The organism is Amycolatopsis endophytica, assembly GCF_013410405.1.
GTDB lineage: Bacteria > Actinomycetota > Actinomycetes > Mycobacteriales > Pseudonocardiaceae > Amycolatopsis_E > Amycolatopsis_E endophytica.
In genome coordinates this window covers 1224010-1241714 of the sequence record NZ_JACCFK010000001.1, presented here as the reverse complement: position 1 = coordinate 1241714, position 17705 = coordinate 1224010, and the positions used below count along the sequence as shown (strand labels likewise).

The following is a 17705-nucleotide window of genomic DNA, read 5'->3' as shown; positions in this document are numbered from 1 at the left end:
ACAAAAGGCAACTTTGTAGCGCAATACCACGTCAGAATCAACCTCTTGATGAATCGTTGAACGATCCTCTACGTTCGGAGAAGTGGCATGAGCCACAGCTCACAACGAAGGAGAGATCACATGGAAAACCTGGCTCCCGAGGACTTCGACCTGGACCTTCGTATCTCCGCTCCGACGCAGGAAGGCGACCTGCTGACGAACAAGTCGGGCTTCAGCGACATCTGCGCGACCCTGTGGCCGTCCTGCTGACGTGAGTTCCGGGTGGCGGGTCCGCGTGGCCCGCCACCCGTCCAGCCGGGAGGCGAGCGATGTTCACGTGTGCCGAACTGGCCTTGCTGCGCGCCGCCGTGCGACCGCGAGCCGAGGAATCGCTCCCGTCGCTGGAGGTCCTCGCCCGTGACGAGGTCCTGGTGGAAGCCGTCGACGCCGCCAGCCCCAGCTTGGCGCGTGACGTTCTCCGTGTGGCGCGCGGCGAGCCGGTGAAGGACAAGGTCCGGCGGCGCAGTGCCGTCGCCCTCGCCAAGTACCACCTGCGCATGGCCAGCCGGCCCACGCCGTTCGGTCTTTTCGCGGGCATTGCGCCGGTGCGGCTGGGCGACCGGCCGGAACTGCGGTTCGGCGAGCGGCACCGTCCGACCAGTCGGACCGATGCCGAGTGGTTGGACGGCCTGTTGCGGCGGTTGCGAACGGATCCACTCGTGCTGCCACGAGCTGTTCTGGTCGTGAACAACGTGGCTGTGGTCCGCGGCGATCGCCTGGTGCTTCCCGAGCGGTACGAGAAATCCCGCCGCCGCGAAGCTTCGATCCGCTTCACGCCACTCGTGCGAGCGGTGCGGGAGGCGGCCCGGACTCCGGTTTCGTGGCCGGATCTGCTCGGGGAGCTGTGCCGCCGGTTCCGGCGCACCGGGTTCGAGGGAGTGCTGGGGCAGCTCGTCGAGGTCGGAGTGCTGCTCACCGATCTCGACCCGCCGCCGGACTGCGTCGACCCGCTCGGGCACGTCCTGGACCGGGTGCCGGCAGCGCATCCGCTGCGTGCCGAACTCGTGGCGATCCGCGCCGACCTTGCCCACGCCGACGCCGCTGTCAGCGACCGATGGTCGCGCAGGCGAGCCGTTGCAGCCCGGATGCGGGCTCTACACGAGACGGACGATGTCATCCAGACCGATCTGCGGCTGGACATCGAAGCGACCTTGCCCGCCGCGCTCGGCGCGGAGGCGGCTCGGGCTGCCGAGGTGTTGTGGCGCTGGGGAAGGACGGCAGGACCGGTGTGGTTGGGCGAATACCGGAAGCGCTTTCTGGAGCGCTACGGAAGTGATCGTGTGGTCCCGCTCCTGGAGCTGCTCGACGACAACCGTGGCCTGGGACTACCGGATTTCACCGCACGCCGCTCGGACTCCGGCCCCGCGGTGCTGGATCTCGTCCTGGCCGCGGCGCGGTCGGGCCGGACGGAGGTCGAACTCGACGACGAGACGGTCGACGTGCTCGCCCCGGAGCCGCCGGAGCGGCGGCCGGTGTCGATGGAGCTGTGCGCGGAGATTCACGCGTCGAGCTGGGAAGCGTTGTGCACCGGGGAGTTCCGCTTGGTCGTCGGCGAGAACCTCGGGTCACCGCAGGCAGGTTCGACGATCGCCCGGTTCGCCCATCTGATGCCCGAGCTCGGCACCGAGTTGACCACGCTCGTCCGGGACGGTTCGCCTGCCGGAGCCGCGCAGGTCGCGTGCCGTCCGCGGACAACGCGCTCGGCGAACGTCGCTTCCGTGCCGCAGCGGTTGCCGGTGCGGATTCCGGTCGGCTGCGGTCCGGCGGTCGCCGATGTCCGCGACCTGGCGCTGGACGAGCTGGCCGTCGGCGCTACCCAGGACGAGCTGTACCTCGTCGATCTGGATTCCGGCGAGCGGGTGACGCCGGTGTCCGGCTCGATGCTGAATCCGCGTAGCGGGCACATCCCGCCGGTCGCGCGGTTCCTCCTGGAGCTGGGTGAACAGGAGAACCCGTCCTGCCTGCCGTGGCGGTGGGGCGCCTTGTCGACGGCGCCGTTCCTCCCGCGAGTCCGGTATGGACGGACGGTCCTCGCGCCCGCACGGTGGTTGCCCAGTCGCGAGATGCTCGACGTTCCGGCCGACTGGTCCGCGGCCGTCCGGTCGTGGCGGGAGCGGTGGGACGTGCCCCGCCGGGTGCAGCTCACCAGCTCGGACAACCGGATCGTGATCGATCTCGACGACCCCGGGCACAGGACCGTGTTCCAGGCGGAGCTGCGAAAGACGCCGCGGCTGGTCGTCCAGGAGGTGCTGTCACACGGCGACGGCTGGCTCGGCGGTCACGCGGGTGAGGTGGTCTTCCAGCTGATGGGCACACGCGCTCCCGCGCGACCCGTTCCGGCCGGCCGGACCCGGTCCGACGCGCTGCGACTGCCCGGCGGAGACTGGTTGTACGCGAAGCTCTACGCGAGTGACGCGGCGCAGCGGCAGATCCTCCAGTCGCGCCTGCACGAGATGGTCAGCGGTGTGGAGGACTGGCATTTCGTCCGATATGCCGACCCCGATCCGCATCTCCGGATCCGGTTCGCCGGAAAACCGGACACGCTGTGGCCGACGCTGTTGCCGCGTCTGCACGCGTGGGCGAGTGGCCTGCGGGAGGACGGGCTGTTGTCCCGGATGGTGCTGGACAGCTACGACCCCGAGGTCGAGCGGTACGGCGGTCCAGACGCGATCGGCGACGCCGAGCGGGTGTTCCACGCCGATTCACGGGTGGCCCTGGCGATGATCGAGCAGGCGCCGGACGGGCTGGTGGCCCTGAGCGTGCTCGACCTTGTCCGTCATTTCGGACAGCCTCCGGAGATCCTGGAGTGGCTCGCCGCCACGGTCCCCCTCGACCTGCGCCGATCTGTGCCGCGCGAGAACCGGGAGAAGCTGGCCGGGGCGATCGATACCTCTGGTCGTCCGTCACTGGACCAACCGTGGAGCCAGCGCAGCCAGGCCCTCGCGGAGTACCGGACGAAGCTGCCGCCGGACCGGTACGGGCGCGTCGCGCTGAGCCTGGCCCATATGCACTGCAACCGGGTGTTCGGCATCGACCGGGCGCGCGAGCAGGAGGTGTATGCACTGGTGCACGGCGGCCTGGCGCTGCGCCTCGACCGCGGCAGGCACGGCCGATGAGTCCCACAGGCGCGCTCGCGGCCACGAGCCTGTGGGCCACAGTGCGCATTCGCGGTATGCCGCTGTTTCGACGCGCTCGTGGTGACGCGTCTGCCGACTGCACCCGACATTGGGGAGGACCGCTGTGACGACGGTGACCGGACGATCGCATCGCGCGGACCAGCGGTCCGCGGTCCCGATGGACGTCGCGTGGGAGGTGGGGGAGCGCCTGCGGTCCGTGCGGGGTCTGGGGCCATCTCTGCTCGGCGGTCATCCCGGTGTCGCCGTCCTGCACGCGGTGCTCTCGGCGGATGACCCGGCCTGGGCATCGGTGTGTCACGCGCACCTCGTGGCCGCGGGCGAGGTGGCGCCGGAAGCACTGGTGCCCGCGGCGTTGGTCCACCGGCGGGTCCACGGCGGAGGCTACGAGGGGTTGCTGCGCGAGGCCGGTGTGGCGCTCGCCGAGGTGTGCGAGCGGTGGCCGAAGCCCGAGCGCCTCGGGATGGCGGACTACGACGTGATCAGCGGGCTCACCGGCAGGGGGCGCCTGCTCCTGGCGCTGGGCGGTGACCGTTGCTCGTCGGCGCTGGAGCGGGTGCTGGAGTACCTTGTCGCGCTGACGCGGCCGACCGTCGTCGACGGTGTCGAGGTGCCCGGCTGGTGGTGCGCGCCGGATCGATACACGGTGGAGGTGGACCGCGAGCGTTACCCGCGCGGGGACTTCAACGCCGGGCTGGCGCACGGCATCAGTGGTCCACTCGTGCTGTTGTCACTGGCCCACCGGCACGGCCACCGGGTCGCCGGGATGACGGACGCGATGCGCGTGGTCCGCGACTGGTTGTTGCGGTGGGCGTGGACGGACGAGTCGGGGGTGGGCTGGCCGTCGCGGGTCGGGTTCGAGGCGCAGGTGAGCGGGCGGGCGGTGCCCGCCTCGCGATCGGCGTGGTGCTACGGCACGGCCGGGGTGGCTTTCGCGCTGCACCTGGCGGCGCTCGAACTGGGCGACGCGGGGGCCGCCGCGTTGGCCCTGGGCGCCGTCGAGCGTCCCGGCCTGAGCGAGGGCCCGACCTTCTGTCACGGCGACGCCGGCCTGCTGCAAATCACCCGGCGAATGGGTTCCCCGGCTGCCGACGCGGTCGCCGCACGGCTCCTCACGGCCTTCGATCCGTCGTCGCGGTTCGGGTTCCGGCACCATCTGCACACCGGCGAGCAGATCGATGCCGCCGGGTTGTTGCAGGGTGCCGCGGGAGCGGCCCTCGCACTGGCGACGCACGCCGGGAACCCGGCACCGTGGGACGCGGCGCTGCTGCTGAGCTGAGCCGCGCCCCCGCGGCGTCCTGGGTCAGCGATAGTTGGTGAACTGGAGCGCGATGCCGAAGTCCTTGTCCTTGAGCAGCGCGATGACGTCCTGGAGGTGGTCCTTCTTCTTGCCGGAGACGCGGAGCTGGTCGCCCTGGATCTGCGCCTGGACGCCCTTGGGGCCCTCGTCACGGACCACCTTGGCGATCTGTTTGGCCTTGTCGGAGGCGATGCCCTGCAGGATCTTGCCGTTGACCTTGTAGATCTTGCCGGACACGGCAGGCTCGTCGGCCTCGAACGCCTTCAGCGAGATGCCGCGCTTGATCAGCTTCTCCTTGAACACCTCGACAGCGGCGCTCGCCCGCTCCTCGGTGTCGGCTTCGATGGTCAACGCCTCCTCGCCTGCCCACGAGACCTTGGCGTTGACGCCCCGGAAGTCGAAGCGGGTGGACAGCTCCTTGGCCGCCTGGTTCAGCGCGTTGTCCACCTCCTGCCGGTCGACCTTGCTCACCACGTCGAATGACGGATCCGCCACGTGTCCTACCTCGTCGTTTCGCTTGTCGGCTGGCCCACACCATAGCGCCGCGCTGGCCCCCCTCGGACGCGCGCCGGACCGTTCGGTAGACTTCTGCCCGGCCGGTGCGCCCGGCCATGGCGGGTTGCCCGAGCGGCCAAAGGGATCTGACTGTAAATCAGACGGCACTGCCTTCGGGGGTTCGAATCCCTCACCCGCCACACTGGGCAAACACCCCCGTGACCTGCAAAGACAGGCACGGGGGTGTTCTCGTATGGTCCGGCTACGTCCGGGTTGGTCTGGCTCAGTCCGGCATCCCGCCCCCAATACGCCCCTGAGTTTCACCAGCCACGCATGGCGCGCTCAGCGCGGTCACGAGCGGCCTTCTCCCCGCCGTCGAGGCACTTCGCGTAGACCTTCAGCAGGACCGAGAGGCTGTGGCCTGCCCACTTCGCTACCCGGGTCGGCTCCACGCCGCCACTCAGCCACGTTGACACGCACGCATGCCGGAGGTCATACGGCCGCTTGGCGAGCGGGCCAGCTTGGACCTCCTCCGTGAACACCAGCTCGCGCGCGGCGGCCCACACGCGCCCGTACACGCTGCTCGCCACCCGGCCGCCATCCCGGGCGCCGCGGAACAGGCGACCGTCCGAGGCTGTGCCGAACTGGGTGAGGTGGTTGTGCAGGATCTCGGTAAGCGCCGGTGCGCACGGCACCTTCCGGCCGATGTTCTCCTCGCGGTGCTTTAGCGGACCCGCTTCGCTTGCCTCTCCCGAGTCGGTCCACTCCTTGCCGATCTCGGGGCGCGCACCGCTCAGGTTGAGGTCACCCCAGCCCTGCTCGGGAATCGCGAGGTCCGCTTTGCTTAGGTTCGCGACCTCCTCGGGGCGCAAGCCCGCGTAGTACATCGTGGCGAAGAAGGCGACCAGTGGCGGCCCCGGTTTCCCCGCGTTCCCGACTGCCTCCAACAACATCCGTGCCTGCATCGGGTTGATGACAGAGGCCGGATCGACTTCCTTGAGCACGTAGTTCCGCCTCTTCGTCTTTAGCTCGGCGAGCGGGTTGCCCGCGAGCAGCTTCTTCTCGATGGCGTAGTCGATGGAGTTGGTGAGGGCGGCTTTGCGGATGCGCACGGTGTTCGCCGATCCCCGCTTTCCGTCCAGGTTGGTTTCGAGTTCGGCCAGTACGGACCGAAGAACGTCGGGCTTCTCCAGGTCGTTCACGTTCCGGCTGTTCCGGGCGATGGTATTCAGCTCGGCAGTCATCCGGCCGGACAGTGCGGCTGACCGCGTCGTGGGTTGAACAGCGACATCAGAGCTTGCCGCAATGCCCGCCCTTCCGGGCTTCCTACCTCGGGCAGCGAGCCGCGGTTACTCGTCATGGCCAACGTAATCCGTCCTAGCGATTCCGCAGTGGACTTGCGGTATCGCGGAGAGGAGTTCGGCCACTTCATGTCGGCGTACTCGCGGGCGAATTCGAACCACGGCTTTGTCGCGAGTTTCCGCATAAGCAAGACAGGCAAACCGCTCTCGGTGTCGAACGCCTCGCCCTTACGGGATGCGGTGACGAGATCCGAGCGAAAACTGTCAGCGAGCCCAACTGTCGCGAAGTACTCGCCGAACTTCTTGCCTGCCACAAGCCATCGAACTCGGTAGGTTGTCCTGCGCTTGCCCCTGACCGTCTCTATCGCCCAGATACGGACGTCGTGGCTGGTCTCCATCAGGCGGCCACCTCTCGGGATTCGAGCCACGCATCAAGGTCTGCACGACGGATGCGAATTTCGCCGTTCGGCAGCTTGATGTGGCGTGGTGCGCGGCCTTTCGCGCACCAGTCGTAGAAGGTGGACTTGGCGACCTGGAGTTCTTCGCAGAAGGCTTTCAGGGTGAGGAATCGGGACGGGGTTCCCATGGCAGTGACGGGCCTCCGAGATGTAGCGGTGTGGTCTGCGACAGAGCTACGGGGCATGGGAGCCTCCTTGAGTCGATTGTGTTGGTCACCGTTGGTGATCGAGGCGGGGGTGCTCGGCGGGTACGGGGGGGGGGACGTTCAGGCTGAGGTGGCGGAAGTGCGTTTCAAACCCCGCAAACCCCGCAAAGTGGCTCTTGACCTGGGGATGTACTTGCGGGGTTTGGGGAGTTCGGCGGGTTTGGCAAACCCCGCAAACCCCGCAACTCTGCGGGGTTTGCGGGGTTTGGCGATGAGCCGCCAGTAGTGAAACCCCGCAGGCTGTAACCGTCGTTTGCCCTGGTCAGGACTGGTTTTCTTGTTTTGCTGCGGGGTTTGCGGGGTTTCCGGGTTTGTTTCGCGGGTTTGAGCTTTCAGCCGGTGCGTTCGACCCAGTAGAGGCGCATCTTGGTGTGCGGGTCGGGCACGCTGCGTAGCACGACGTCGCCGCGCCAGCGGTCGAGCTGACCGGTGAGGCGCCGTCCGAGCGCTTTGGTGGACAGTGGTTTCCCGGTCGCGGTGGTGGGGAAGGTGCCGGTCCAGGGGTCGGGGCCGATGATGACTTCGGCGCTCCCCCGTACCTGCTGGGAGGTGAGGGGCTGCTCGCCGTGCAGGTCGTGCCAGGCCAGCAGGAACGCTCGCCATTCGGCGGCGTCGTCATCGAGTTCGCGGGCGTGTTCGGCGTTGCCGAGGAAGTCGGTGATGCCGTGGTGGGTGAGGAACCCGCCGAGGTGCTGGGCCCAGCGGGTGAACTGCCGCATCTGTGGGACCCCGGCGGCGGTGGGGGCACCGGCCGCGGTCCAGTCGAGGATGAGCACGAGCAGGTGCCAGAGCACGGTGGCTTGGTTAGCGGGGTCGAGGATCCAGGAGTCGAGGTTGGGGATGGTGAACCCGGTGCGCTGCTCGGGGCGGGGGCAGTTGGGGTCGAGGCGGACCCACACGGCGCGGGAGGCCATGTCGCCGCCGGTGCGCAGGTTGTTGCCGGTGGCCAGCCAGAGCCGGTCATTGGGGTAGGTGGCGGCGGCGTTGGTGCCGAGACGTCGGTCGGTCCAGGTGCGTTCGGTGACCAGCCGTGCGAGGACGGCGGAGTCGATCACGTGTCCCTCCACGAGGTTGTCGAACACGACCGCGCCGCACTGGTCGGCGAGCACGGTGGTGATGGCTTTGCGGAGTTCGTCTTCGGAGTCGGTCCAGGTCAGCACCCGCTGTCCCACGAGCAGCCCGACGCACCCGGCGAGGATGGTTTTGCCGGAGCCGGGCATGGACGCGTCGATGACGCCGAACGGGGCGAGGGTGCGGGTGAAGGGCCGGATGATCGGCGTGACGAGCAGCGCGAGGTAGTTCGCCCGGTCGGCGGGCTCGCGCCACGGGAAGTCCCGCAGGAACCGTTCCAGCAGGAATTCCCGCGCCTCGGCGACCTGCTCGCCGCTGGGCTTCTCCGGCACCGGCGGCAGGTGGGTGTTGCCCGCGAGGTAGAACCCGGTGGCGGGGTCGTAGCCCGGGGCTTGCAGCAGCGTGCCGTCCGGTCGGAGCACCGGGGTGGAGATGATCCTGCGCAGCACCGGCAGTCCGGGCCAGGAGCGGCGGGCGAGCACCGCGGACAGCACCGTTCCCGAGGGTGAGACTTCGACGTCGGCGGTGTCGCCCTTCTCGTCCACTCGCTGCCGCACGACGTCGGCGTGTTCGGCCAGCAGCGACGCAAGCAGTGGTGGTTTGAGCGGGCTGGCCGACAGGGGCAGCGCCACGTCCTCGTCCCCGGCGGTGGGATCGGCCGCGCCGGAGACGGACTCCAGCGCCACCGGTGCACCGTCGGAGACGTAGGTGTCGGGGATCAGGCGGGCGTCCAGTGCTTCGGTGAGCACGCGGATGGTCTCGGGTGCGGCCCCCACCCGCACCCGGGGCCGTCCGCCCGCACCGACCGGCCACAGGCGCAACCGCTGGCCGTGCTCGGGGGCGTTGTCCGCGGTGCTGCTCATGATCAGGACTCCTTGCGGTCTCCGGGTTCGTGGTTCAGGCGCGCGCGAGAGCGGGAGCGGACGACGGTGCGCGGGGTGATCCCGAGCTGCTGGCCGATCTCTCGCGCGGTCAGCCCGGCGCGGGTCAGCCGCGCAACCTCCCGATCGCGGTGGGCGGACTTGCGGCGCGCTCGGCGTCCGCGGAGCAGGGCGCGGCGTTCGTGGGCGGTGAGCCCGCCCCAGATGCCGAATCCCTCGCGGCGGGCCAGGGCGTAGTTCAGGCACTCGGCCCGGACCGGGCAGCCTGTGCAGCGCTGTTTGGCTCGCGCGACAGTCTTGGCCGCGCGCCCGCCTTGCTCGGGGAAAAACACCTGCGGTGCGCGGTCGTCGCGGCAGGCCGCTTGCGCGCGCCACGCGAGTTCGTTCCGGCTGACGTCCAGGTCGCCCCACGACACAGCCGGTGTGCGAGGCCGCCGCGGGACCATGGTGGCGGTCAGACCGCGGAAGGGGCGGTCGAAGTCAGTGCGGGGTGTGGGCATCAGGCAGCCTCCTTGCGGCGGACCGGGTTGCGCGATCCGGCGGTGAGTCCGGCGTCGACGACGCGGGCGACTTCGGCGTGGTTGGGTGGCCAGTGCTGGGGGCCGATGAGGGTGTTTCCGGCGGCGATCAGCTCGGCGCGGGCGGTGGCGTGGTCGATCAGCTCGGCGCCGACCTTGCGGCCGACGGTGTAGGCCGCTGAGGCGAGCGTTTCGTTGTGGCGGCCCGGGTCCGCGCGGCGAATGCGGTCGCACTCCCCGCGTAGGGCGGCGGCGCCATAGGCGGTCGGGTTGCCGGTGCGCAGCGCGAGCGGCGCGGTGGTGCGCGGCGTAGCTTTCTCGGTGCAGAGCTGCACGAGCCAGGCGGGCAACTCGGCGGGGTCGCGCTCATCGGCCAGTTCGTAGCCGCCCTGCTCGGTGACCGAGCCCGGTGCCACCACGTACCCGCCTCCCGCGCGGGTGTCCACCCGCGGGCAGAGCTGCCCCTGACTGTTGCGCAGCCGCACTCCGGGCGGGGCCTGGAAGTACAGGTGCCGCCCGCCCGAGGGCGTGGTGACGGTGAAGGTGTCCGGCAACGGGCCGCCGCGCTGCTCGGCCAGGGCCGCCAGCGCGGCCGCCCCGTCCGGGCCGCTCTCCCCGGGCTTGGGCATGTCGAGGTCGACCACCACCAGCCCGGCTGGTCCGGCGGCGACGGCGATGTTCCAGCGGTTGCCCGACCAGGCACGGCGGATACGGTCGGGGTCGGTGGTGGCGCGCCGCTCCCATTCCTTGATCGCGGGCGCGCGCTTTGTGCCGGGTTTCAGCGGGAACACCGGCCACCCCATCCCGGCCAGGAATAGCGCCCACTCGGTCAGCGGACCCTCGGTGGTCATCGGGCACCCCCTTCCGGGCAGTGCGCGAGGACGGTGGCCAGGGCGTCGTGTTCGGCTTGGTCGATGGAGAGGTGGTAGCGGGTTTTGACCTCGATCCAGCGGGTGGTGTAGCCGCAGCGGTCGCGGTTGGGGAGCCAGTGGGCGGGGTCGGAGTCGCCTTTGGACCGGTTGGCGCGGGCGGTGGCCACGATCAGGACGTCGGGGTCGTTGGCGTAGCGCTCTCGTTGGTCGCGGGTCCAGGTGCGGGGGCCGACGCGGTGGCCGTGCTCGATGCGGCCGGAGCGGGCGACTTCGGCCAGCGGCACCACGTGGTCGATGTCCAGTGTGGACGGGTCGGTGACGGTGGCACCGTCGTAGGCGCTGATCCAGGTTCCGGTGATGGGGCGGCACTGGTCGTCGGCGCGCACGCCCTGGCCCTGATCGAGCAGGGCCTGTTCGCGGGCGTTGCAGGTGCCGTGCACGGGCGACCAGTGCGGCCAGTCGTCGCGGTCGTAGTGGACGCCGGTGTCCTCCGGCGCGATCGGCAATCCGGCTAGTCCGGCTGACGCGGCGGCCGGGCTGGCGTGGGTCGTGGCGGTGGTGGGGATCTCGCACGCGGTGGTCGCGGCGAGCAGCGCGAGGCCGAGTACGGCGGCGGCCAGCGTGGTGCGGGTGGGCATCGAACCTCTTTTCGGCGGGTGGGGTGGGCGCTGCCGGGCCGCCCGGACGCGGGCCAGCGGACGGCCCGGCAGCAGCACGAGGGGCCTGCTACAGGGCGGAGCCGGAGAGGCGACCGCGGCTGTAGAGGCGGTGTCCGGCGCGGTCGATGCGGTTCCAGTGGCGCCGCACGAGGGAGCGGGTGTGAGACCGCAGCCGGTTTTCGGACAGGCCGTGGCGTTTGCGCAGGCGCCGGATTTCACGCAGGTCGTGTTCGGCGGCATCGGCGGCGGTGCGCAGGGCGGAGCCGAACCAGTAACCGGCGTAGCGGGTGAGCCAGTAGGCTTCGGCTTCCTGCCCGGCGAGCAGGATCGCCAGCGCGATCTCGGGGTGGTCGGCATCGACGTTGCGGTGGCGGGTGTAGCCGGTGGTGGCGCCGAGGTGGCAGTGCAGGACCTGCACGCCTTGCACGACGGCGATGACGCCGTGTCCGGCTTCGTGGGCGGCCAGTGCGCCGAGGCTGAGTGCGTCGTCGGTGTCGTAGCGGGGACGTCCCATCGCAGGCGGTGTCCTCTCAGTGGTGACTGTGTGTAGTCGTTGGTGGGTGTGCGGGGGTAGGGAACCGGCAGGGAGCGGGCGAGGGAATCGGTGCGTGGGCAGGGAAAATTCCCCTCGGGCCGTCCTGGTGCCGGTTCCCTAGGTTGATCTGCGGTTATGGGGGTGAAGGGAGCGGAGGGAGCGAGGGAAAACCCGCCCCCGGATGCGGTGTGGGGGCGGGTTTTGCGGTGGGGTTAGGTGTTCCCTCCCTCGCGGGCGGCGAGCGCGTCACGGACACGTTCGGTGAACACCATGAGGACGCTGACCTTGGTGACCTTGCAGCCGTGCTGGGCGAGCTGGTCCCGCAGCCCTTCGGCCTTGAGGCTGGCGTAGGGGCGGTGGTCGGGGGCCAGTGTGCGCAGCCGGGAGCAGACGTCGGTGGCGGGCGCCTTGTCCTCTCCGGGCTGGAGCACGGCGGCGACGTCGGCGAGCAGGTCGCGCTGCACCGGCTGCTCGATCGCGGCCCGGCGCACCTGCCCGCCTCGCAGTTCGACACCGCGGGCCGCGAGCGCGGCTTTCTGGTCGCCGGTGAGGTGGAAGGCACGCAGGAGACCGGGGGTGTCCATGAACCCGACGGTGACGGAGGTGCCCACGTCGTTGAGGGCCACGATCTTGCCGCCCTTTTTCACCGCGGGCTTGAGTTCCAGCGCGGAGAGCCCGTTTTCGTAGGCTTTCTCGCCGAGCACGACGTTGTTGCGGGTCTTGTCGCCGATGGCGTGGCATGCCTTGTTGGTGGTGACGGCGACCAGGTCGCGCGGCAGGGACTGGTCGGAGGGGGTCGGGGTGGCGAATCCCAGCACGATCCCGTACTTGCGGGCGGCGGAGAAGAACCGGACGACCAGGTTGACCAGCTCACGGCGGTCCTCGGGCTTGTCCTGCCGGAAGAAGCTCTGGCACTCGTCGATGATGACGATGCGGGGCCGCAATCGGTCATCGCGTTCCGCGGCCTCGCGGGTCACGGAGTTGATGCCGTACTCCCGCAGCAACCGGCCGCGTTCGGCGAGGGAGTCGTGCAGGTCGTGGATGTGGTCCATGCACGCCTGGACGTTCTCGGCGGTGTCGCCCATGGAGATGGTCGAGGCGATCGGGCGCAGCCACTCGTAGTCGTTGTTCTCGGCGAAGCAGAACACGTCGATGTCCACCGCCGGGTCCAGCACGGCCCCGGCGAGCAGGTCGTTGATCTGCTCGGACTTGCCTGAGCCCATGATCCCGGCCCACACGAAGTTGCGTTCGAACACCGGGGTGTCCACCTGGTTCCAGCGGGCGTCGATCCCGACCGGGAACCCGGTCCAGAAGTCGGTCTGCCCGCCATCGAGCAGCGGATAGTCCGGCACCGGCTCCCGCAGCGACCCCGGGTCCAGGACCAGGGATTTCATCGCCATCGGGTCGGTGTCATCGACCTCGACCCACACCTCTTCCGGGCGCCGCCCGAGGTTGTGGGCGAGCACGGTTTTGCGGGCGTTGATGCTGGTCGCGGGCACCCCGGCCGGGAGGCGGAGCACGAATTCCCAGCCGTGCCCGAGCGGCAGCGGCGGCTGCACCCAGGTCGGGGTGATGCTGGTGCCCCAGCCCTCCTTGAGTTTCTTGTTCAGCGCCGGGTGCCCGAGGTTGCGCAGCGCGTTCATGATCACCGACTCGTCCACCTCGACCTTCGGGCCAGCACCGGAGCTCGCCGGTGCCGCCCGCAGCCAGCCGGGCATGTTGGCGTGGGTGCGGCCCTGGTGGTGCAGGTAGTACCACCCGGCCGCGGTGCCGCCGAGCAGCACGAACACGCCGTAGGTGACCAGGAACCACACCGCGAACGCGACCGCGTCCACCACCGCACTGATCGGGCCGATGACGTCGGCCAGGTGCCCGGAGCTGACCGCGAGGATCACCCCGAGGACCAGCAGCAACCCGGCCACCCCGGCCACGCCGAGCGCGCCGGCCTTGAGCCACTGCCCCGGGGCGGCGGCCCAGTCCATGACCCGCTGGTGGCGGCGCTGCTTCTCCGCCGTGTCGCGGGCCTCCCACTCCAGCAGCCGCTCGTGGTTGCCCTCCATCTCGGCGAGCTGCATCTGCCGCTCGTAGCGGGTCGCGCCGTGGGTGTCGCGCCACCGCTTGGCCACCACCCCGGCCCCGGCGATCGGGTAGCCGAACAGGTGCCGACCGGTCGCTTTCCAGAACGCTTTGCCCCGGTCGCTGGCGAACGCTGCCCGGGAGGCCCGCCCCACGGTGACGAGGTCGCGGCGGTAGCCGCGGTACCGCTCGATCGCCAGGGCCTTCTGCCGGGCCCGGTACTCGGCGTCGGTGACGATCTCGCCCTCGATCACCTCGGTGTCCGCCTCTACCGGGGCGGCCTCGGCGCGGGTGGTGGGCAGGTAGTGCACCCGCGCGAGATCGGCCTCGGGCTCGGGGTTCGGGTTCATCAGTCCTGGTGTCCCTTCCGGTAGTGCTCGCGCAACTCGCGCGCGGACTTGGGTGAGCAGCGCAGCGCCTTGCGGATCTGCTCGGCCTTCGTGGGATCGATCGAGCCCGGCCGGGCCCGCATCAACTTCTCCAGTTCGGTGCGCAACTGGCCGATCGTCCGGGCTGGGCGGCCCCCGATCTTCGGGCCGCGGCGGCTCGATTTTTGCTGTTCACCGGCTCGGTCGGCGGTGGCGATCGCGCCGCCCTCGATCGAGTCCCGCGGCGTGGGGTCCGGCTCGATCTCCCCCGCCGCCGCGGCGTCGGTGGCCGCGGCGTCGGTGGCGAGCAGATCGGCCAACGCCCGGTCCCAGTCGCCGGTCTCGGCGACCGGTAGCCCGGGCACCGTCGCGGTGGTCAAGCCGCGGCGGGTCAGGGTGTAGCGGCCCGGGACGAACACGAGCCGGGCGGTGCCGTCGGGGTCGATCTCGGCGACCGCCGCCCGCACGGCGGCGGTGCGGACGCGGGCGATCTTGCGGGCGGCGGCACGCTCGATCCGCGCCGCCCGCCGCTCGGCGCGGGTACGGGGCGGCCCGGCGAGGGTGAGCTGGTGGGCCACCACCCCGGCGATCGACCCGATGCCCATCACCACGCCGTGGTCCCAGGCGACGGTGAGGCCGTGGGTGAAGTTGATGCCGAACGCCACCGCGCCGAACACCAGCACCCCGGCCACCAACCCCCACACCGACCGGTCCGGGTGACGGCGCCGCGCGATCACGACCGCGACCGCGAACGCCCACATGCCCAGCTCGGTGATCCCCGGCAGCAACGCCCCCAGCGCGGAGCCATAGACCGCGGTGCCGTAGGCGGCCATCGACGGGGCGGCCAGGGCGAAGGACAGCAACGCGATCGGATAGATCAGCAGCTCCACCACATGCCCGCCCAGCCACGCCCGCAGCCCCGACCACGCCGAGCGCCACCGGGCGCGGCGCTTGTCGGCGGCTTCCTCGCGGGCCTTGGCCCGGGCCTGCTCCTCCGCCCGCTGGATCTGGGCAGCGGCTTGCCGCTCGGCGATGCGGACCTGCGCTGCCGCGGCGGCGTCCTCGCGCCGGATCAGCGCCTCCGCGCGCCGGTTCGCGCGCCGCTCGTCCTGCCAGCTCATCCCCACACACCCCTTTCCAGCTCGCTTGTCAAGCCGCTGGCCGACACCAGCGGCACCACCGCCCGCACCCGCGCCAGACGTGACCGGTTGGTTGCGCGTGCCCAGGTGCGGGCCTCGGCCAGGTCCGGCCAGTTCCCGGCCGCCACGATCTCCCCGGTCGGGATGACCACCACGACCGTCCACGCCTGCGCTACCTCCGCGATGCGCGTCGCCCTCACGCCCGACCACCGTCCTTCGTGGACGGTCCCCGGCGGGTGCGGCGGGCGTTGACCTCGTGGGCGGTCCAGCCCAGCGCGGTGAGCACGGACAGGGCGTAAAAGCCTTCCCACACCGCGGCGCCGAGTCCGATCGGGACGATCAGCCCGGCCAGCTCGCCAAGGTGGTAGCCCGCCCACGACACCGCCCGGGCGGTGCGGGTGACGGGCTGGTGCACCACCACCTCACCGGCCCGATACACCACCGGCGCGCCGCCGCTGGTCTGTCCGGTGTGGCCGGTGGGGCGGTGTTCAGGTGCGGACATGGACGGCCTCCTCCCGTGTCGGGTTGGGGTGGGCGAAGAACTGGTTCACCGGCCCGGACGGGGCGCGGCTGGCCTGATCGACAATGAAGGCGTCCAAGCGGCGCATGGACACCTCGATCACCGTGGCGATCAGCACCGGCACGATCCGGACCAGGTGCAGCACCAGGAACAACCCCACCGCGGCGGCGAACTTCACCAGCGCCTTCGTGCCGAAGGTGCGCAACACCTCGAACATCGACATCACCGGCCACCCCGCTCGATCTGCTCGGCCCGGGCCCGAAACGCCGCGGCGGCCCGGTGCACCAGATCGGAGAGTTCCAGCGCCTGGCAGTAGATCTCGTCAGTGATGACGGCCTCGGCCTCCATGCTGCCGACCCGCCCTTCGGCGCCCTCCCGGACGACAGACGTCCATTGCGTCACCGCGTACTCGGCGTCAGTGAGCACGCGCAACGCCCAGCTCCTCGGATCCGTCATCACCGCTCACCCCAGCCCGAGAACACCACGGACAGGGCGTGCACGAGCTGGTCCAGGCCGTCGCGGACCTGGTGCGGGTTGCGCACGATCCACACCACCGCGAGCACGGCCAGGGCCAGCTAGAACACCTTCCGCAGCTTGCTGCGCTGGGGCAACGCGAACCTCGTCTTGCTCATGAGGGCACCTCCGTCTCGTCGGGACCGGCCAGGGAGAACAGATCGGCCTGACCGGCGGGCTGCCACGCCCCGCCCCGCCACACCGCGTCCGTGGCGATGCCTTCTTCGGCACGCACCACCGGCTCCGTGTCGGCCAGCCACGTCCGTTTCTGCGTCTCAGTGGCCTCACGCCACCGCCGACCGGTGGTCGTCTCGAAGCGGCGGATGGCCAGGGTTTTCAGCCGCGCGGGGGTGGTGCCGATAGTGATGCGGGCGCTCATGCCGCCTCACCACCCAGCACCGCGATCTCGTGGTCCCAGTCGATGCGGCCGGACTCGCTGCCCCGCGGCACCAGGGCCTCGGTCGTGGCCAGGATCTCGGCGAGGGTGTCCCGCTTGAACGCGTAGCAGCCGGTCCCCGACGGCGAGGACAGCTCGATCCACACCCGCCACGGCAGGTCCCGGTCCGGGCGGATCACCACGTCCCCGTCGCCGACTTCGTTCTCGCTCCTCGGTGTGAGGGCCAGGCCCGCCGCGAGCAGGTCACGGGCCAGCAGCCAGCACACCCACACATCCGAGCCGACCTCGAAGTCCAGACCGACCGCGTACGGGTCGTCGGCGCGGTAACGAACCACGACCTTGAGCGGGGCCAGCTCGATCACCTCACCCGAGGTGTCCAGCAGTTCGGCCCACACCGGCACCATCACGCGGTGCGGGGTCACCGGGAACCACCCCCGGCCGCGGTGATGACCCACTGCACGAACGACCGCGACGCGGCGCGGTGATCCGGGCCGAGCTGGGCCTGCATATAGCGGGTGATCTGCGAGGCCGACTGGCCCTCGCGGTGACGGCGCGCGATGATCTCCACCGGCGCGACCAGCAGCTCGTAGCGGTAGCCAGTACGCCGTGCGGCCTGATGAACGATCGTCTGTGACACCATGGGGGCCTCCCTGTTCTGGTCTCGTGTGGGCTGGGTGGGGAGTCCCGGCGCGGTCGCGTGCTTGGCGGTTCGGGCCGCGCCGGGGTCCTGCGTGGTGGTCTGGCGGGGCATCAGCGATCCGCCCTTTCCGTCCGGTCGTTGCCGGACGCTTCGGTCCGGCAGTGGCCGGCCAGGTGCGTGCCGCGCATCCGCGGGCAGCGGCACGCGCACAGCAGCTCGTATTCGGCGTCGGTGATCGGCACCGGGCGGCGGGCGGTGCGCGGCGGCCGGTAGCGCGGCGGCATCAGCCCTCCTCGGGGTCGATGCGCACACCGTTGACCCACACCTGCTCGCCGCGGCAGACCATGTTCGAGCCGCGTTCGGGGTACGGGATCGGGCGGCCGGACAACCGGCGACCGGTGACGGCGTCGGTGACGGTGCTGCCGTTGACCGAGACCCCGTTGCGGGAGTAATAGATCCGGCCGTTGACCACGACCGGTCCGGACACGCTGCCGATCTGAAGGTGGAAGCCCACAGTAGTTTTCTCCTGTCTGCGGTGGGAGCCAGCGGCGGACGTAGAGCACGACCGGCTCGCCATCGCTAC

23 protein-coding genes and 1 tRNA gene are annotated in these 17705 nt (G+C 70.5%); 4 read left to right on the top strand and 20 right to left on the bottom strand.

Going from position 1 to position 17705, the window contains the following annotated elements; all coding sequences use genetic code 11:
• Positions 1 to 120 precede the first annotated feature (120 nt).
• The 3 genes from HNR02_RS36035 (at position 121) to HNR02_RS06130 (ending at position 4452) form a co-directional block, all read left to right on the top strand.
• On the top strand, positions 121 to 249 hold the full coding sequence (locus HNR02_RS36035; protein WP_281377186.1) for a hypothetical protein: 129 nt from the start codon (positions 121 to 123) through the stop codon (positions 247 to 249).
• A gap of 59 nt (positions 250 to 308) precedes the next feature.
• The gene (locus HNR02_RS06135) at positions 309 to 3155 is read left to right on the top strand and encodes a lantibiotic dehydratase (RefSeq protein ID WP_179772216.1); all 2847 of its coding nucleotides are present in this window, start codon (positions 309 to 311) and stop codon (positions 3153 to 3155) included.
• Positions 3156 to 3279: 124 nt separating this feature from the next.
• Entirely contained in the window at positions 3280 to 4452 is a 1173-nt protein-coding gene (locus tag HNR02_RS06130; RefSeq protein ID WP_179772215.1) for a lanthionine synthetase C family protein, read from the top strand.
• Between the two features lie 24 nt (positions 4453 to 4476).
• Here the strand turns inward: HNR02_RS06130 and HNR02_RS06125 are convergent, their stop codons facing one another.
• Entirely contained in the window at positions 4477 to 4968 is a 492-nt protein-coding gene (locus HNR02_RS06125) for a YajQ family cyclic di-GMP-binding protein (RefSeq protein ID WP_179772214.1), read from the bottom strand.
• A 118-nt stretch (positions 4969 to 5086) separates the two neighbouring features.
• Here HNR02_RS06125 and HNR02_RS06120 point away from each other — a divergent pair.
• Positions 5087 to 5168: transfer RNA gene (locus HNR02_RS06120), tRNA-Tyr, on the top strand.
• A gap of 120 nt (positions 5169 to 5288) precedes the next feature.
• On the opposite strand, the gene HNR02_RS06115 is transcribed toward HNR02_RS06120, so the two are convergent.
• From HNR02_RS06115 to HNR02_RS06030, 19 genes are all read right to left on the bottom strand, one after another.
• Positions 5289 to 6212, bottom strand: a complete 924-nt coding sequence (locus tag HNR02_RS06115; protein ID WP_246338511.1) for a tyrosine-type recombinase/integrase — start codon at positions 6210 to 6212, stop codon at positions 5289 to 5291.
• Positions 6209 to 6667 (bottom strand): hypothetical protein, encoded by a 459-nt coding sequence (locus tag HNR02_RS35310; protein WP_246338509.1) that lies wholly within the window; start codon positions 6665 to 6667, stop codon positions 6209 to 6211. The genes HNR02_RS06115 and HNR02_RS35310 overlap by 4 nt, the downstream gene beginning before the upstream one ends.
• A complete protein-coding gene (locus HNR02_RS06110; protein WP_179772213.1) occupies positions 6667 to 6855 on the bottom strand; it encodes a helix-turn-helix transcriptional regulator in 189 nt (62 codons plus the stop codon). Before HNR02_RS06110 ends, HNR02_RS35310 begins: the two co-directional genes overlap by 1 nt.
• Positions 6856 to 7265: 410 nt before the next feature.
• Positions 7266 to 8867: a hypothetical protein gene (locus HNR02_RS06105; RefSeq protein ID WP_179772212.1), complete on the bottom strand. Its 1602-nt coding sequence runs from the start codon at positions 8865 to 8867 to the stop codon at positions 7266 to 7268.
• Between the two features lie 2 nt (positions 8868 to 8869).
• Entirely contained in the window at positions 8870 to 9385 is a 516-nt protein-coding gene (locus HNR02_RS36030; protein WP_281377184.1) for a WhiB family transcriptional regulator, read from the bottom strand.
• Positions 9385 to 10254 (bottom strand): bifunctional DNA primase/polymerase, encoded by an 870-nt coding sequence (locus HNR02_RS06095; RefSeq protein ID WP_179772211.1) that lies wholly within the window; start codon positions 10252 to 10254, stop codon positions 9385 to 9387. Before HNR02_RS06095 ends, HNR02_RS36030 begins: the two co-directional genes overlap by 1 nt.
• Positions 10251 to 10913 carry an HNH endonuclease family protein gene (locus HNR02_RS06090; protein WP_179772210.1) on the bottom strand — a complete coding sequence of 221 codons (663 nt, stop codon included), beginning with the start codon at positions 10911 to 10913 and terminating at the stop codon, positions 10251 to 10253. Before HNR02_RS06090 ends, HNR02_RS06095 begins: the two co-directional genes overlap by 4 nt.
• Positions 10914 to 11001: 88 nt before the next feature.
• Positions 11002 to 11448, bottom strand: coding sequence for a hypothetical protein (locus HNR02_RS06085; protein ID WP_179772209.1), 447 nt, complete (start codon positions 11446 to 11448; stop codon positions 11002 to 11004).
• Positions 11449 to 11681: 233 nt separating this feature from the next.
• On the bottom strand, positions 11682 to 13895 hold the full coding sequence (locus tag HNR02_RS06080) for an FtsK/SpoIIIE domain-containing protein (protein WP_179772208.1): 2214 nt from the start codon (positions 13893 to 13895) through the stop codon (positions 11682 to 11684).
• Positions 13895 to 15034 (bottom strand): hypothetical protein, encoded by a 1140-nt coding sequence (locus tag HNR02_RS06075; RefSeq protein WP_179772207.1) that lies wholly within the window; start codon positions 15032 to 15034, stop codon positions 13895 to 13897. Before HNR02_RS06075 ends, HNR02_RS06080 begins: the two co-directional genes overlap by 1 nt.
• Complete coding sequence (locus tag HNR02_RS06070) at positions 15031 to 15252, bottom strand: hypothetical protein (RefSeq protein ID WP_179772206.1); 222 nt, start codon at positions 15250 to 15252, stop codon at positions 15031 to 15033. The genes HNR02_RS06075 and HNR02_RS06070 overlap by 4 nt, the downstream gene beginning before the upstream one ends.
• Positions 15249 to 15554, bottom strand: a complete 306-nt coding sequence (locus HNR02_RS06065) for a hypothetical protein (RefSeq protein WP_179772205.1) — start codon at positions 15552 to 15554, stop codon at positions 15249 to 15251. Before HNR02_RS06065 ends, HNR02_RS06070 begins: the two co-directional genes overlap by 4 nt.
• On the bottom strand, positions 15541 to 15795 hold the full coding sequence (locus HNR02_RS06060) for a hypothetical protein (protein WP_179772204.1): 255 nt from the start codon (positions 15793 to 15795) through the stop codon (positions 15541 to 15543). The genes HNR02_RS06065 and HNR02_RS06060 overlap by 14 nt, the downstream gene beginning before the upstream one ends.
• A complete protein-coding gene (locus HNR02_RS06055) occupies positions 15795 to 16028 on the bottom strand; it encodes a hypothetical protein (protein WP_179772203.1) in 234 nt (77 codons plus the stop codon). The genes HNR02_RS06060 and HNR02_RS06055 overlap by 1 nt, the downstream gene beginning before the upstream one ends.
• Positions 16029 to 16200: 172 nt before the next feature.
• A complete protein-coding gene (locus HNR02_RS06050) occupies positions 16201 to 16464 on the bottom strand; it encodes a hypothetical protein (protein WP_179772202.1) in 264 nt (87 codons plus the stop codon).
• Positions 16461 to 16904 (bottom strand): SsgA family sporulation/cell division regulator, encoded by a 444-nt coding sequence (locus HNR02_RS06045; RefSeq protein WP_312860916.1) that lies wholly within the window; start codon positions 16902 to 16904, stop codon positions 16461 to 16463. The genes HNR02_RS06050 and HNR02_RS06045 overlap by 4 nt, the downstream gene beginning before the upstream one ends.
• Positions 16901 to 17122 carry a hypothetical protein gene (locus tag HNR02_RS06040; protein WP_179772201.1) on the bottom strand — a complete coding sequence of 74 codons (222 nt, stop codon included), beginning with the start codon at positions 17120 to 17122 and terminating at the stop codon, positions 16901 to 16903. The genes HNR02_RS06045 and HNR02_RS06040 overlap by 4 nt, the downstream gene beginning before the upstream one ends.
• A gap of 110 nt (positions 17123 to 17232) precedes the next feature.
• Positions 17233 to 17406 (bottom strand): hypothetical protein, encoded by a 174-nt coding sequence (locus tag HNR02_RS06035; protein WP_179772200.1) that lies wholly within the window; start codon positions 17404 to 17406, stop codon positions 17233 to 17235.
• A complete protein-coding gene (locus tag HNR02_RS06030) occupies positions 17406 to 17636 on the bottom strand; it encodes a hypothetical protein (protein ID WP_179772199.1) in 231 nt (76 codons plus the stop codon). Before HNR02_RS06030 ends, HNR02_RS06035 begins: the two co-directional genes overlap by 1 nt.
• Positions 17637 to 17705: the final 69 nt, after the last annotated feature.

Excerpts from the sequence above, each read along its gene's own strand:
- HNR02_RS06095 (WP_179772211.1), bottom strand. The coding sequence starts at position 10,254 with ATGACCACCGAGGGTCCGCTGACCGAGTGGGCGCTATTCCTGGCCGGG.
- HNR02_RS36030 (WP_281377184.1), bottom strand. The coding sequence starts at position 9,385 with ATGCCCACACCCCGCACTGACTTCGACCGCCCCTTCCGCGGTCTGACC.
- HNR02_RS06065 (WP_179772205.1), bottom strand. The coding sequence starts at position 15,554 with ATGTCCGCACCTGAACACCGCCCCACCGGCCACACCGGACAGACCAGC.
- HNR02_RS36035 (WP_281377186.1), top strand. The coding sequence starts at position 121 with ATGGAAAACCTGGCTCCCGAGGACTTCGACCTGGACCTTCGTATCTCC.
- HNR02_RS06050 (WP_179772202.1), bottom strand. The coding sequence starts at position 16,464 with ATGAGCGCCCGCATCACTATCGGCACCACCCCCGCGCGGCTGAAAACC.
- HNR02_RS06110 (WP_179772213.1), bottom strand. The coding sequence starts at position 6,855 with ATGGGAACCCCGTCCCGATTCCTCACCCTGAAAGCCTTCTGCGAAGAA.
- HNR02_RS06075 (WP_179772207.1), bottom strand. The coding sequence starts at position 15,034 with ATGAGCTGGCAGGACGAGCGGCGCGCGAACCGGCGCGCGGAGGCGCTG.
- HNR02_RS06115 (WP_246338511.1), bottom strand. The coding sequence starts at position 6,212 with ATGACTGCCGAGCTGAATACCATCGCCCGGAACAGCCGGAACGTGAAC.
- HNR02_RS06090 (WP_179772210.1), bottom strand. The coding sequence starts at position 10,913 with ATGCCCACCCGCACCACGCTGGCCGCCGCCGTACTCGGCCTCGCGCTG.
- HNR02_RS35310 (WP_246338509.1), bottom strand. The coding sequence starts at position 6,667 with ATGGAGACCAGCCACGACGTCCGTATCTGGGCGATAGAGACGGTCAGG.
- HNR02_RS06060 (WP_179772204.1), bottom strand. The coding sequence starts at position 15,795 with ATGTCGATGTTCGAGGTGTTGCGCACCTTCGGCACGAAGGCGCTGGTG.
- HNR02_RS06080 (WP_179772208.1), bottom strand. The coding sequence starts at position 13,895 with ATGAACCCGAACCCCGAGCCCGAGGCCGATCTCGCGCGGGTGCACTAC.
- HNR02_RS06085 (WP_179772209.1), bottom strand. The coding sequence starts at position 11,448 with ATGGGACGTCCCCGCTACGACACCGACGACGCACTCAGCCTCGGCGCA.
- HNR02_RS06105 (WP_179772212.1), bottom strand. The coding sequence starts at position 8,867 with ATGAGCAGCACCGCGGACAACGCCCCCGAGCACGGCCAGCGGTTGCGC.
- HNR02_RS06055 (WP_179772203.1), bottom strand. The coding sequence starts at position 16,028 with ATGACGGATCCGAGGAGCTGGGCGTTGCGCGTGCTCACTGACGCCGAG.
- HNR02_RS06035 (WP_179772200.1), bottom strand. The coding sequence starts at position 17,406 with ATGCCGCCGCGCTACCGGCCGCCGCGCACCGCCCGCCGCCCGGTGCCG.
- HNR02_RS06135 (WP_179772216.1), top strand. The coding sequence starts at position 309 with ATGTTCACGTGTGCCGAACTGGCCTTGCTGCGCGCCGCCGTGCGACCG.
- HNR02_RS06040 (WP_179772201.1), bottom strand. The coding sequence starts at position 17,122 with ATGGTGTCACAGACGATCGTTCATCAGGCCGCACGGCGTACTGGCTAC.